The organism is Lutibacter sp. A64, from assembly GCF_022429565.1.
GTDB lineage: Bacteria > Bacteroidota > Bacteroidia > Flavobacteriales > Flavobacteriaceae > Lutibacter.
Genome location: NZ_CP092487.1, coordinates 170,929 through 186,989, shown reverse-complemented (window position 1 = coordinate 186,989; position 16,061 = coordinate 170,929). Strand labels below are relative to the sequence as shown.

Annotated in this window: 10 protein-coding genes; all 10 read right to left on the bottom strand. The window is 29.3% G+C overall.

Going from position 1 to position 16,061, the window contains the following annotated elements:
* Positions 1 to 136 precede the first annotated feature (136 nt).
* On the bottom strand, positions 137 to 2,068 hold the full coding sequence (locus MKD41_RS00845; protein ID WP_240243557.1) for an FAD-dependent oxidoreductase: 1,932 nt from the start codon (positions 2,066 to 2,068) through the stop codon (positions 137 to 139).
* A 142-nt stretch (positions 2,069 to 2,210) separates the two neighbouring features.
* The gene (locus tag MKD41_RS00840) at positions 2,211 to 3,665 is read right to left on the bottom strand and encodes a sulfatase family protein (RefSeq protein WP_240243556.1); all 1,455 of its coding nucleotides are present in this window, start codon (positions 3,663 to 3,665) and stop codon (positions 2,211 to 2,213) included.
* A gap of 13 nt (positions 3,666 to 3,678) precedes the next feature.
* On the bottom strand, positions 3,679 to 5,976 hold the full coding sequence (locus MKD41_RS00835) for an alpha-amylase family protein (protein ID WP_240243555.1): 2,298 nt from the start codon (positions 5,974 to 5,976) through the stop codon (positions 3,679 to 3,681).
* Between the two features lie 196 nt (positions 5,977 to 6,172).
* Complete coding sequence (locus MKD41_RS00830; RefSeq protein ID WP_240243554.1) at positions 6,173 to 7,555, bottom strand: sialate O-acetylesterase; 1,383 nt, start codon at positions 7,553 to 7,555, stop codon at positions 6,173 to 6,175.
* A gap of 239 nt (positions 7,556 to 7,794) precedes the next feature.
* The gene (locus tag MKD41_RS00825) at positions 7,795 to 7,944 is read right to left on the bottom strand and encodes a hypothetical protein (RefSeq protein WP_240243553.1); all 150 of its coding nucleotides are present in this window, start codon (positions 7,942 to 7,944) and stop codon (positions 7,795 to 7,797) included.
* 278 nt (positions 7,945 to 8,222) lie between these two features.
* Positions 8,223 to 9,104, bottom strand: a complete 882-nt coding sequence (locus MKD41_RS00820) for a sialate O-acetylesterase (protein WP_240243552.1) — start codon at positions 9,102 to 9,104, stop codon at positions 8,223 to 8,225.
* A gap of 7 nt (positions 9,105 to 9,111) precedes the next feature.
* Entirely contained in the window at positions 9,112 to 10,929 is a 1,818-nt protein-coding gene (locus tag MKD41_RS00815) for an alpha-1,3-galactosidase-related protein (protein ID WP_240243551.1), read from the bottom strand.
* Positions 10,930 to 10,950: 21 nt separating this feature from the next.
* Entirely contained in the window at positions 10,951 to 12,417 is a 1,467-nt protein-coding gene (locus MKD41_RS00810) for a sulfatase family protein (protein ID WP_240243550.1), read from the bottom strand.
* A 360-nt stretch (positions 12,418 to 12,777) separates the two neighbouring features.
* On the bottom strand, positions 12,778 to 13,083 hold the full coding sequence (locus MKD41_RS00805; protein ID WP_240243549.1) for an EF-hand domain-containing protein: 306 nt from the start codon (positions 13,081 to 13,083) through the stop codon (positions 12,778 to 12,780).
* A gap of 106 nt (positions 13,084 to 13,189) precedes the next feature.
* Positions 13,190 to 16,036: a hypothetical protein gene (locus MKD41_RS00800; protein WP_240243548.1), complete on the bottom strand. Its 2,847-nt coding sequence runs from the start codon at positions 16,034 to 16,036 to the stop codon at positions 13,190 to 13,192.
* Between the last annotated feature and the right edge of the window lie 25 nt (positions 16,037 to 16,061).

The following is a 16,061-nucleotide window of genomic DNA, read 5'->3' as shown; positions in this document are numbered from 1 at the left end:
CAGGATGGTGTACTTTAACCTCGTGTGTAATTTTAGTTGTTTTTTTTTTAAATTAGTATCGCTATTTTGATAAAGAATCCAAAGTGAAACAACTATAAGAAAAAATTTAAAACCAATATTCATATAGTTATCTTAATTAATAGCAACGAATTTCAAACATTTTAACATTTGGAGCACCGTGAGTCTCATTAATTTTTACTCGTACTGCAGTTGTTTTTATTTTGTCAAAAATAACTTTTACCAAACGAGTTTTATTATTATCTACCGCTCCTAATTTTTCCCAATTTCCTTTAACTCTAGCTTCAACCACAAAACTTTTTACAAGTTCTGGTGGAATTTCTAAAATTTGTCCTTCGTTTTTTTTAGGATTTTTATGCATCATCATTTTACGTTGTAAATTAGTATCAAACTTCATTTCAACACTTGTTAAATTTACAGGGCTTCTCCATTCTAATTGTAATTCAGCATTTAAACCATCTGACTGCCAATGGTGAGGTTTATCAATTTCATCTCTAGAAACACCATCTAATAATAATTTAACATTACCTGAAGAAGTTGATGAAGCATCAATTAGGTCTGCTTTTTTAGCTTTATCCATTGGATCATTAGCAGGTCTATTAGGAAAATAAGAATCATCTCTAAGTAATTGTTCTTGCAATTGATTCATGTGTTTTTTATACAAGCCTCTTGGATTTACTCCTTTTTGAACACACATTGCTGCAGCAGTACCCGCTGCTTGTCCCAACATTGAACATGTTCCTATAATTCTAGTTGAAGACAACGCAATATGAGATACACTTATATTTCTACCTGCAAATAATAAATTTTCAATATTTTTTGAGTATAAACATCTAAATGGTATTTGATAAACTTCACTAAAACGTGCATGAAAATAACTAGCTGGTTCATCTAGGTTTTCAATTCCTCCAGGACAATGTTCATCTAAACTCCATCCACCAAAAGCTATTGCATCGTCAAATTGAGTATTTCCTAGTAAGTCTCCTTCTGTTAAGATATAATCTCCCATAAATCTTCTAGACTCCCTTCTTCCAGGAATTGAGCCTATCCAATCTAAGGCCATATTGGCTGCTTCTGGAAAATCTCCAGAATTTTTAATATGATCCCAAACCCCATAAAAATGAGCCATTAAACGATGTCTAATTTCATCTCTTTCTCCAATAATATCGGTATCACTACTTAATTCTACCCACCAAAAACCTTCTTTTACTTGCTTTATTTTTCTATGCTTATCTTCAAATGCTTTTTTAGCATTAAATGGCAAGGCATAATATGGAGGATAAAATGGTACTGGCCTTCCCATATCTTTGGTAATCATCATAAAGCAATCTCCCATTACCCAACCATCTGGGTCTTCGGGAGCATATTTTTCATTAAATTCTGCTTTTCCTTCTCTTCCCATTCTAAATTCTGCTCCTGCAGTAGCCGCCATTAAACCATCTCCAGAACAATCGCAAAAAATTGCTGCGTTTAACGTAAAATCTGTTTCTGTAGTTAGCTGTCGACAAACTATTGATTTAATTTTATTTCCATCCATAAAAACATCTTTTGCTGTTGTATTTAACAACAAAGTCAGATTTTTTTCACGAACTACATAATTGTATAAAACGTGATCCCAAACTGGATATGATTCTTGTGGGTTGTAATGCCAATTTTCAATTAAAAGCTCTTCAACAATACCTGTTTCTCTTTCAACTCTATGTTTATTTTGTAAATTTTGAACTCCATTTACAGTTACCCTCATTTCACTTGAAGCATTTCCACCCAAAACTGGTCTGTCTTGAACTAAAACTACTTTTGCTCCATTTCTAGCGGCAGAAACAGCCGCTGAAATACCAGACATACCACCACCTACAACAACAACATCTACATTTAATGTTTTTTTTCTAATTAAATCCTTTTTAATTTGACCTTCTACACCTTCATTCCAATTAAATAACCTTTTATCTGTTCCCTCTGATGTTTGCGCAGTTATATCACCAAAAAAGGGAAACAACCCTGCTGCCAAAGCTCCTTTTGCACTGGTATTAAAAAATTTTCTACGTTTCATTTAAATAAAAATATATATTATTGTTTAGGTTTACTTGACTAAAGTAATTTACAAACCCTATTTTTTTGTATTCTTTAATAAAAATAGTGTCTCTTTTAGTTAATTTTAAGTACTTTATTAAAAGTACTAGTTAAACTTATAATTATTCAATTATATAAGCTCTCTTTCCTTTTAAACCTGGTTCATCAACTGCTTTCATTTGCTTAAATAATTCTGTTTGTAATTTTTTAGCAATTTCTTTATAATCTTTATCGTTATAAAAATTAATCAATTCGTTTGGATCCTTTTTAAGATCAAATAAATATGGTTTTTCTTTTTTATCCAATACTAATTTATAACGATTATTTACCGCAGCTACCCACCATCCACCAGACTTAGCATAATATGTAATTCTATCGCTTGTTATTTCTTTTTCATCGTTTAAAAAGTCTTCTGAAGTATCTATGCCATGAAATTTCTCGGAAGTTTTTACTCCCATTAAACCTAATATTGTTGGCGTAAAATCTACATTGGTATAAGCTGTATTAATCACTTTTCCTGATTTAATTTTCCTAGGATAACGAATAACAAATGGAATTTTTGCTGAAGCTTCGTATGGAACTCCTTTATTTCTTCTATTATGTTCAAAAAACATATCTCCGTGATCTGAAGTAAATATAACAATGGTATTATCTGTTAAATTATTATCATCTAAAAATTTTAAAATTCGACCAACACTATCATCTATATGTTTTACCATTCCAAAATACTGACGTAAGGCTTCTTTATTGAATGCCTGTTTTCCAATCGCTTCATTAGTATTTTCAGTACCAATTGCCCAAGATGGTTTTATTGCTGTATACGCTGGATCCATAGTTTTTGGAGGTGTTATATCCATATCTTTATACATAGTATTATAAGGTGGCTTTGCGTAATCTGGGGTATGAGGATCTGGAATAGATAACATTAATGCAAATGGTTTGTTTTTATCACGTTCCAGAATCTCAAGAGTTTTATCTGTAAAAAAATCGGTTACATGAATTATTTCATCTGCAGGTAATTTTTTTGCAACTTTATCATTAATTCCCTTTATATTACCATCTTTAATATGAAAATAAGGAGCATGACCTCCTCGCATCATATACCTATTATCCTCAAAACCCGCTTTATATTTAATATCAAAAGTATATTTTTCATGACCATCTAAATGCCATTTCCCAACATAAGAAGTTGCATAACCTTCGTCTTTTAAGATTGTTGCAAATGTTGGTATATCTTCACGAATGTGCATTCCATTTTTTGGTGCTCCGGTAGCTTGTGGATATAAACCCGTAACGAGTGAAGCCCTAGAAGGTGTACAAACGGGAGATGAAGCATAGTAACTTGTACAAATTGCTCCTTCTCGTGCAATTTCATCTATATTAGGTGTTTGTACATTGTTTCCTTTTCCCCAAACAAATGCCTGATCTTCAGACATTATATCTTGATAGCAACTTAAGGTTCTAAAACTATGTTCATCTGTATGGATTATTATTAAATTTGGTTTATTTTGAGCCTCAATTTTAAAACCTAAAAAAAGGTAAAAAACGACTAACAAGAATGGTGCTTTGATTTTCATAAATTATTGTTTTTTATTCTGACTTTGTTACTTCAACAAAAAATACTTCATTAGGTTTTAATACTGGGTTTGAACTAACTTCAATTCCTTTTAATAAATCTTTACACACAATTTCTGAACTTCCATTTAACATAATTTCTAAAGTGGCATTTGATTTACCAACATTTACTACAGAAAGCACATTATTTCCTGCCTTATTTTTTACCACTTTCCAAATACAACCTTTTGTATCTGCTGAATTTGTTTCAGAAATAGCAACTTCAGGTAGTAAGTTTCTATTGTTTAAAATAGACAATGCTTTCTCTTTTATTTTTGAAAAAGAATTCAACTTAATAAGTGTTCCTTTAGATTGTTCTAAACTTATTTGTGTTTTTCCGTATTCATTTTTCAATAAACTTTCATTGTCAACAATTACAATTCCACCATTATCTAAATAATTTTGAAGTTCTTTTAATTCATTAGTTGTAACAAAAGGGGTTTTATAAACCAATACAACATCCCAATTATTGTCATCTTGTTTTTTTATAATATTTTCGGTTACAAAACCTAAAGATATTCCTTCAAAGTTAAGGGACTTGTATAATTTATAAAGATCATCCATATGTGCTTCTTTATTTATTGCTGAAGTTTTTGAATAAAAAATTCTTAATGGTTTTCTTTGACGCTGTATATTCATTATTTCTTCTGAATACGAATTTAAATCGATTAATGTAGTTGCCACTTCGTTGGTGACTCTTGGTTGCATATTATTTGAACCTGCATAACCTTTATCATTTATAGCTTTTTTAGAAATTGACCCATCTTCATTTCTTGGCCAATACCAAATTTGACTTGCGGTCATTCCATAGGAATGTGCCAACCAAAAAGTTGCTCTTGCATACATTGGATCTAAATATAAATTTCTAGACCTAACAGTTGATAAATAATGTAATTCTGAATTAAAGTTTATTTTATTTGGACTTACAGATTTCATAAAATCAAAACCCATACACAACTCTCTCCATTCAAAAGCATAATATTTTTGCCATTCATGAGGTTTCCCCCAAGTATAAGTATGATCAGCCCCAGAGTCATTTCCAATAATTCCACTTAACTCTGTTAAAGCTTCCAAATCTATACCATGGGCACGTTTATTATCAGTCCAAAGATTTGGCATAATTTTTAAATGTACTTTAGCTTCAGAATCATAATTTGTAATTTCTGATTTTAAAAACGAATACCAATCTGTTACTCTATCCATATTAAAAGAAGTCCAATCATACCAAATTGGAGTTCCTTTTAAACTAATATCAATAGGAATTTGAATTACAACTTCATTAAAACTATTAAAATTAGTATTCCACAAGTTATTTAAGACTTTTATATTTTTATGTTTAGTAGCTAACCAAACTTTAAATTTTTCAATTGTATATTGAGAAACTCCTCCCGAAGCCCATGGTAATTTATTCTTTGTAGCATCTGTATATGTATAAAAATGTGGTTCGTTACATAACATATAGCCTAGCTGTGTATATTTTTTACCTGCCATTAATGGAACAACACTTTTTAACAATTTTTGTTGAATTTCTCTTGCTCCTGGATTATCAATATCATAAGCAGTATAGGTATCTTCTCGCATTCCATAATTTGGACCATATTTTTGCTCTGCCCAATTAGGTATTGTTTTATGATTTAGAAAAATAAACCCCAAAGATCCTTCTGGTTTAGTGGTTAATTCTTTTATTTTATTACGATTTACGGTTCCGTCTTCTTTAACTACATAAGAAGGTGTTAAAAAGAAACCATCTTGATTTCCATGATATTCTGTTAAGCTTTTTACTTTTGGTTTCCAAGTATAATCTGCTAAAAAAACTGGACGTCCGTTAAATGTTAATTGATCTTCCTCTACAATTACTTTTCTCCAATCTACATTTGGACTCGGTTTTCTATAGGCTTTTTCATCAATCAATAATTGTAAAAAATCAATAGCGTCATCTAACATTAAAATCACATCATTTCGTTCAAAAGTCGCTAAATTTTCAGCCATTTTTAAAGCATCTTTTTTAAATGAAGGTACCAATTGAAAACTCTTGGTATTTATGGCTACATTTTCTTCATCCCAAGCTGCATTTTTTAAAAATATTTCAGCTGTTCTAACCGTAGTTTTTTCTTTTAAAACATCTATATTTTTCTTTTCTGCTTTTTTAATTAGCTTTTCAAGTTTTCTAATTTTATCTTTTGCCTGCTTATCTAATGATTGAGCATTTACAACAACTGATACCAGTATAAAAGCTAGTACAAATACTTTTTTAAACATATTAAATAATACCATAAATTTTAAAGTTTATTTATCAATAATCAAATTAATAATTAAAAATAAAAACGTATGTTACTAAGAGTTCATAAAATGTATCTAATAGTTTATTTCAAAACAAAAAATGGAGCAAACCTAATTTTTACCCCATTTAAATGTATTTCTGAATACTATTTTGCTATTTATTGAAATTTGCATATTTCTACTTGAAAAATTATTCTTCCCAATCATCTGATCTAAAAGACGATGCGGGCAATCCTGCAGTATTAAAAATAGAACCGTTAATCCAAGCATCCCAACCATAGCGTACTGCAATAGGATTTGAAACATTTTTACTCCAAACTTCTAATATACCTTTTGTTATTTTAACCTCAGCTTCATGAAATATTTTATCGTCTCCTGCAACCTGGAAACCGGACATTTCTTTTCCAAAATTTGTAACCCCATTTGGCGCATAATCAAACTCAACAGTAACTTTCCCCTCTTTAACTTTTATAGATTTATAAACAGGCCCACTAAATTGAATGTCTTCAAAACCATAATCCTTAGCCAATGCCCAAAGAGCTAAGCGTTCACCTACTTTTTGTTTTTCAGCTGGGTGAATACAAAATTCTTCTCCAATATCTAATGTAACAGCCATTCCTGTTTTGGGAACAGTTAACATTGTTCTTAATTGTTTTTCGCGTAAAAAAGCTTGATCAACACCTCCCCAAGCTAATGGAGCAATTTGCACAAAATAAAATGGAAAATCTCCTTGATTCCATTTAGTTCTCCAGCTTTTTATCATTGACGAGAATAATTTTGTATAAGATTGATGGTATGTTTTATTTGCCTCTCCTTGATACCAAATAACCCCTTTAATTGTGTAGGGTTTCAATGGGTGAATCATACCATTATACAATTGAGAAGGTAATTTTTGAGGTAAAGACATATCTGTTTTCCAATGAGTAAACTCTTTTAAATCTGTATCTAAAACTTCTTTAGGTGTCCATGCTTCTGCTGGAGTTCCTCCCCAACTACTAGAAATCAATCCAATTGGCACACCTAATGTTTCTTGCAATAATTTTCCATAAAAATATGCTGTTGCACTAAAATCTTTTACTGTTGAAGGTATTGCTAAACTCCATTCACCTTCGCAGGTTTCTAAAGGTTTAGAAGCTGTTTTTCTTCCTACTTTAAAAAATCGAATTTTCGAATTTCCACTTTTTAAAATGGCTAAATTACTACCGTTTATTGGCTGCCCTTTATTTCCTTTTACAGGCATTTCCATATTTGACTGTCCAGAACATAACCAAACTTCTCCAACTAAAATATTCTTAATAACAATTTCGTTATTCCCTCTAATTGTTAGTGTAAAAGGCCCTCCAGCTTCCGATTCGTCTAAAAATACTTTCCAATAACCATCTTTAACTTTGGCTGAATAGAGTTTATTTTTAAAAATAATTTCAACTGTTTTTTCTGAAACAGCCTTTCCAAAAACTGCAATTGGCTGATTACGTTGCAGTACCATATTATTTTGAAATAATGAATTTGGCGTTACTTGCGCTATTGCTAATTCAATAACTAGCAGTGTAAATATTAAATAAAAACATTTCATAATAAATATTAGATTTTTAATTGTTATTTAACCAACTTAAAACTTCAGAAGTAATTTTACTCGATACAATTTTATAACCTCGAGAATGAGAAAACTTGTTTTACTTCACAATTTTATTTTAATAATATTTTAGAATCAATTTCTTTCCAATTGTTTGCTCCTTTATTTTTCTCTCCATTTACAATTACAACTAACATTCCTAATTGATAATTTTTATCCTAATAATCTTTCCCTTCTAGCTATCCGCCATATACAATAACACCTGCATACTTTTCAGGCCTTATATTATTAAACAATATGCGCATTGCTCCGCCAAAAGATCCTACTAAATAAACCCTATGAGAATCTTGTGGAATATTCTTTAAAATATCGCCCATATATAACTTCATCTTCCATTTTTTGCTCTAAGACTTCATTCTTCATTCCATTTTAAGCTTATCACATCCAACCAAAATCCATCTAAATTTCTCAGCACTTTCTTTCATGTGGCTTAAAATACCATTTCTATTTCCTTTAGGACTAAATTACAATTATTATTGGTGTTTTTTAGTTTTAGAATAAGTAGTTGGTGTATAAACTTTATAAATCATATTAATTTTATCTAGATCTTTCACTCTAATAGTTGTTCTTAGTTTAAGCTAATTTACATTCTTGAAAAAACCTATATTCATTTTTTTTTGAAGTTGAATAATGCCTTTGCAAAAGCAATTCCTAAACATTTTTGTCCTTCGGTATTGTAATGTACATTATCAGTATGTTTTGGAAAATCGCTCCACAATGTATCAGTTGAAGTTCTAATAATTGCAGCATACTTATCTTGATTTACAAACTTTTCCATATTTTGTCGTACTAAATTCGCTCCACCGTCTATACCATATCTTGAATTTATTTGCCCAATAACAATTGGCATTTTAGGTACATTAAATGTTTTTCGATATGCTTTTACTAATTTTTTTAAATTCTTTTGATAACTTTTTGCTGCTACTTTTAAAATAGCATCATTTTCACCTTGCATCCAAGCTAACCCAATAATTTGATACGTTTTACCTTTAGATTTTAAATCTTCTAAATTTTTATTAATATCAGCAATATGCATATTAAATAGCTGCAAATTTTGTTTAAATCCTTTTTCTATTTTTTTTGCTTTTTTCTCTTTCCAAAAAGGATTCCAAGCCCCATACAATGCCGTACCTCCTTGAGAACGCTTAATTAATAAAAATTCTTTTGAAGGGTATTTTTCAGCCAATGTAACACCTAATAACAATTCTGGACCAAAACGTTTTAAAAATGGATACTTCTCTGATGGTTTATTATTATAAAAAGCTAATGGTTTAGCTACATTTCCATTAAAACTTAAAGAAACTCTATGCGAAACTTCTTCAACTCTATTCCTAATTGCTTCGTCTAACTCATCATAATTACCAGCTCCAGCCATGTTACTTTGACCTGCTAATAACACAACCTCTACCGTAGATTCTTTTACATTTTGTGCTTGTATTGAATGACAAAAACATCCAAAAACTACAAGTATTACAAGTCTAATTCTCATAAATTATTTATAATTTAACCTTTAAACCTTTATTCTTTTTAAACTTTAATGATTTTTTAGAAACAGCATCTGTTTTTAAAACATTTGTACAATTTCCTTCATAAGTATTTTTATACACCTCTATATTTTTACAATTTTCAAAATCGAACATAGATGCATTTGGATATTGTGGTTTTTCTGTTGTTGTTTGCTTAATTGTATTATTTCTAACAATTAAACCATCCAATCTATCTGCCCAAATAATACGATTATCAAAAGTTTCAATTGTATTATTTTCAAAAAGAATATTTCTATCATATGTAATTGTTTGGTCAAATGTTTTTCCTAAACGAGGAGATACTTTTAAAATAGCATGTTCTGCACCTCCGTAAGCACAATCTACAAAACGATTATTTCTAATTACAACATCTTCTACATTTCCAGATTCGAACCAATAAAATGTTTCACCTCTTAACATAATAGATGACATCATTGATGATAAATCATTGTCTTCAATAATTATTTTTTTCGGTGTTTTAATAATAATATTTCTTGCTCTATGGTCTCGAATTATATTTCCACGCATAGTAAAAGTAGGATTCCAAGTTTTGTTTTCTAAAATATCCCCTACTTTTAAATCTGAAGGTAATTTATTCTCAAATGTTAATTCTGAATAATAATCGTTAATTACTTTTACATCAATCACTTTATTTACATCTGCACGTTGAGGATTAGGATTTTTAATAAACCAAATTTCATCATCAATTCCAGCAAATTCAAACCCCATTTGTTGATCGTGTTTTAACGTAAAACGAACGGTTTTATCATCTAAAATATCTGTTACTTCTACATAAGTACCATGTACATTTGTTCCATCATCATACATTCCTTCAAATCGACAGTTTTCTATCAAAATTTCACCTTTACAATTAGCAAAATGGGTAGCATCTGCAATTATAGAAATTACTCTGTCTGACCCTTCTCTAATAAAAATACCACTATTTAAAATATCTATATCTTCAGATCTTTCAAACAAAAACCCCATTCCTAAGGCATGGTGAACAATTACATTATTAAAACGAATATTTTTTGAATTACGTACTAAAAATGCTGGTGCATAACGGTTACTTTTTTTATCTCCTTTAGACTGTAAAACAGATCCTATTCTTGGAAATTTTTTCATGTTTTTATCATAAAAACGCAAATTTCCGTTTGCTAACTTTTCAACATAATTTGGTCTTAAAGATTGATCCCAAGCACCATAATCTACTGCTTTAGTCTCTTTATTATGTGACAATGAACTACCTAAAGAATTAAAATTAAAATGGTTAATTCCAGGGAATTCAATTTTTCCTTTTTTTAGTTCCCATGAGAACCCCTCTGTATATGGTTTTAAATCGTAATAACCTTCTTGTTTATTTACAGCCATTACATCACCTTGAAAACTAAAAGGAATATCCCAATCAATAGTTAAGTTGTTTACTTTAATTGTATTGCAGCCTTCAAAAACCATAGGAGCAGCCTGACCTCTAAAAATAAATTCAGCCCCATTTCCTTCAATTTCTACAGAATTAAACCCTTCAAAATTGAAAATTATTTTTTTAAATCCATTACCATGATTGGTTATGTATAAATATTTCCCAATTGCATAATCTGTATGAAATGTATAATTTTCTTTTTCAAAAACTAACTTAATATCTTTCTCTTTAGCCTCTTCAATTGCTTTTCTTACTACGTATGCCATATCTCCATCAGCATGCTTTATATTAATTATTTCAACTGCATTTGCTTGATAAGATATAAATAAAGCTATTATTGAAAGGTATGTTAAAATTGTGTTCTTCATCTTTTCTATATTTATTTTTTTTTAAAGATTAACTCCTGTTCCTTGTAATGATGCATCGTGTCCCCACATAATATACCAAGGATCTTCCGTTTTAATTTGAAATTCTTTCATTTTTGTTTTCATAATTTCTAATTCTTTTTCAAAATCTTTTTGTAGCGCCAAATTATTCAACTCTTCAGGGTCTTCGGCTAAATTGTACAATTCAAACTCTGGTCTAAATAGAAAGTCTTTTATTTTTTTTGGACCAAAATATTCTTCATTGGTTCTATAAATACTTTGCCATGTTGAGGAAGCCCATAAATCTGACGCAAATGGATATTCTAAACGCCAAGCTATATTCCAAATTAACTTGTAATTACCACTTCTAACTACACGCATTGGATAATACATTGTTATTTCATGAAATGTATGTGATGCATAAATCTCGTTCCACCCTTCAGTTTTTTTTTCTGCTATAATATTTTTAAAAGATTTCCCATGAAAATCTTCTGGTTTATAATTAACCTTTGCCATATCTAAAATAGTAGGTGTTAAATCTACCCAAGAAATCATTGCATTATTTATAATTCCTTTTGTTGAATTTGTAGGATCTTTAATAATACACGGTAATTTTATTCCTGGTTCATTCACTGTTGTTTTAGCTCCTGGGAAAGCCATTCCATTATCTGAAATATACATTACAATTGTATTGTTTGCTTTACCAGATTCTTGTAACATTTTCATTAGTTTACCAAAACCTTGATCAATTCTTGAAATACTTTGATAGTATTGAGCTATCTCTTCTCTACTCTCTTTTGTATCAGGTAAAAAGTTAGGAACCAATACATCTTCTGGATTATACACTATAGTTTCAACACCTTTATAACCTTCTGGCTTATTTCCAAAATTATTAGGGGCATTCCAAGGGTCTGGTTCAAAAGGTTGCCCTCTATGAGGATCATCGGTACAGAAATATAAAAAGAATGGTTTATCTGAATTTAAAACACTTCCACACTGTTCTGCCATTTCAACTGTATTTCTTGGATCTGCTTCTAAAACCGTATTAAAATGATAAACTGTTTCTGGTGCTACATGGTATTTTCCAATTCGAGCAGTTTCATACCCAGAATTTTCTAATAAAACTGGTAACGATTTTACATTATCATAGGTGCTAAAATGATGGTAATCGTGTACATGACCATAAGAACCCGTTGCGTGTCCAAATTTTCCTGTTAAAATTACCGACCTACTTGCTGCACAACTTGCACTTGTACAATATGCATTTTTAAAAATCGTTCCTTCGGAAGCTAATTTATCTAAATTTGGAGTTTGAATTACGTTATTTCCATAACAACCCAAAGCATCTGTTCCGTGATCATCAGCTACAAATAAAATAACATTTGGTCTTTCAATTAATGTTACGGTTTCAGATTCTTTAGACGCATTTTTACAACTATTAAAAATAACGGCAAAAAATAAAAAACTAATTTTTAAAACTTTTATTTTCATTTAAAATATATTTTCTCTTATATAATTATACTTCTTTAATTAATTCTATGATTAGTTTTTAATCTAAAAACCAATAACTTTAATTAACTTTTTTTGAATATTAATAATGTAAATTCCTTTAGTTATTCTATTATTAAACAATAGTTTTTACATAAAAACCTTAATAATTTTCTATTGCAATAAAATTAAAAATAAGAGAAACTTTTAATGTAGTTACTCGTTTATTAATTGTACTTTTCAGTACATAAGTTATGTAGTTTCTCAATTATTACATAGCCTACACTATAATGCATTAAAAAGCCGAAATAAACATTTCGGCTTTTATTAACTTCAAATTTCTAATCCAAATAATTAAATACACTATTTTTTCTCTTTGCTTTTTTGCTTAGCCAATTTCCAATCAATTGGTTGTTTAAGCTCTTCTAAAGTTATTTGTTCGTCATTATTTTTATCAAGACCTAAAAACATTAAATCAACTTTAAGAGGCTCACCTTTTTTATTGGTTTTTCCTTTGTAAAAAATCTTCATTTCTTCTAAAGAAACAGTTCCATTTTTATCTTTATCCATCCATTTTAATTTTTTTTCAGCCTTAGTTTTATCTTGCGCATTTACATTTGATATTGCTGCTAAAAAAACAATTAATAATACTGCTTTTAAAATTTTCATATAATATATTTTTTAATGATTCTTGAGTAAATTTACGATAACACTCATTTTTTTTGTATTTAAAAATAAATAAAATGTAGTTTTCAATAATTATTTAAACAAGCTATTAGCGCACTAATTTATTGGTCAATTCTACATCTATAAATCTAAACCCACCCAATGGAATATTGATACTTGTTGTTGAATTTGATTGTTTAAATTCTTCACCACTTAAAACATCTGTTATTTTAATTGGTGAAATTGTATTAAAACTTACAATTGCCGTACTATTTTTAGGGTTTATATAACCATTATCAATTAATGTTAATCTTAAATGTTTTGGCGAAGTTTGAGCAACTACCCAAGCTACATCTCCAGAGACTGTTATTGGTAATTTTTTAGCACTTTGTTTTATATCATTTTCAATTACTTTATAATATTCATCTGCACTATAAGTTTGTTTTCCATCTGCTGAATAATAATTACGTCCATCTGTAATGTATTCTTTCATTATATTTTTATACAATGGATGTAGATTATTTACCATTTCACCTCTAGGAACATCTTTTTTAGCAAATACACCTTTTTGTGGTGGCGTTACTAAAACCAATCCATTTTCATAAGGTGCTAAAAAATTTAATCTCCTTTCTTTAACTCCAGCAGCATATCTAGAAAAATCCCATTCTGTAACTGGTGCTCCTGGCCAAGTACCATTTAACCTACTAAATACAAATGGATTATTTTCTTCAAATTCTTGATTATAAAAAGTAGTCCATTTTACATTGGCACCATCATTTAAATAATGATGATCTGGGGCTTTCATACTTAAATGAACCGGTGAAATACTAACTATTTCATTTCGTTTTGGAACATATAAAGCTCCTTTTGCTATCAACTCCCAATAAATACTTATATACTCCTGATTTACAGAGAAATTATTAATAAACTGAGCTCCATTTGAAGTATGAAAAATTAACATTCGTAAAAAGTGATTTGGCAATCTTTGGTATCCTAATTGCCTTGAACGATCAAATGCAGTATTATCTGGAACAGCTCTTGTTCCCCAACTATTTACAGCTCCGCTTGCCCACATTCCCATTCGACCAGCAAAACTTAGTTCCATAGATTTATCTGTAGTTTCTTCCATTGATGGTACAAAAACATCAGCAAATTCTCCCGACATTAATCTAGACCAAGAGTCTAAATAATTAGAACCTAACCAAAATATATTTTTAGAGCGCAAAAATACATTTGCATTTTTACCTTGTGCATATTTTGCTAATGGGTAAATTAAATCGTTTACTAAAAAATCTAAATTTTCTTTAGAATGATCTTCAACTTCTGGATAAATTAATACTGTTTTTTTACTTTTAGCATTATCTATAACACTTTTTGTAGTGTTAATACTAAACATATATGGATCGTTTCCATGACCCGCCCAATAAGCTATTCCAGGTTCGTCTTTAAATCTTTTTGAAATATAATCTATTGCTTCATTCTGGCTTAGTGTATATTGTTTTCTTCTATCTCTAGCTTTTTTATATTTATCATTTAAAAATGAAGATCTATCAAATTTCTCTACTTCTTTCATAAATAAAGAATTTAGAAAAATTGGATTTTTATACTTTCTATCAATTTCATTTTTTAATGCCAACTCACTTTCTGGAACACTTTCAGTCATTAAATAAACTGATTGTGACACATTTTGATTGAAAGGTTTTTTATAGTTTTTTAAATACTTTCTTATTGTATTGGTATTCTTTATAATCTGAGATATTTTACCTTTTGGCTCTAAATTTTGAAATTCATTTTTCCAATTTTTATCCTTTGTATTTATAATATGAATACAGCTTCCTCCGCTTTGCGCACTAGCCAAAATTACCTTTTCTGTAATTTCATCTTTATACACATCGTTATATGCATAAGTACCAACTAATCGTTCAATTTCCTTTTCTATTGAATTTGGTTTATATAAATGAATCTGACTTCCTGCTCTTGTTAAATAGGTTGTTTCATTATTCTGATTAATTATAACTGTTTGTGCAATATCGTAGCCAAATTTAACCTTGTTAATTCTCTGAAAGCTAAACTTATCATTTGCTAAATCATATGTAGAAACTAACAAATCATTTGCATGAGCTGAAGCTCCTAAAATAATATCTTCGGTGCCATCGTTATTTATATCGGCAGATTTAAAATCTCCTAAAGGTCTAATTCTAATTTTATTTTTAAGTTCTGAAGGAGCTTTAATTTTTACTTTTTTAAAAGGTATGTCTTCTAAAACATTAAAAAAGTATAAAGTTCCTGGTACATTCATATGGTTATTAGTTCCTAAAACAACTAATATCTCTGTTCCGTCAGGTTTTTTAATTGATCTTATAAAGTTTGCTGTTGAAACATTACTTTCTGGTATTTCTTTTTTATACTTACTCCAAGGTTTTTCAATAGAATACGTTTTAGATTTTATCTCTTTAACTTCTTTTCCTTCTGAAGATAGATAATAAATACTTTTATCAAAACCACCTACTACAACAAAAGAATTATTCTCTTTACTTACAACAGAAACAGCATACATTGGTGCATCATTCTTTTTAAACTCCCATATGGTTTTCCCTTCTGAATTTAAACAATAAATTGTTCCATTTGCATTTGCAACTAAAATCTCATCTTTACCATCTGCTGTTATATCTTCACACCATATATCATGATTCATAAATCCAGATAATTTATTTTCCCAAAGTATTTTTCCTTCATAAGAAACACCTATTAATGTACCTTCAAAACTGGAAGCAACTATGTAAGATTTTTTATTATTTTTAGCCGGACGTACTTTTAAAATTGTGTAGTCGGTTTCAATACTATAAACACCTTTATTTGTATTTACTGAAGTAATTTTATTTTGCGCATTTAACGATGTTAAAATTAGTGTACAAAATACAACTATTGAACTAAATATTTTTCTATGTTTTTTCATTAAAAACCTTTCTTAAAAATTATTA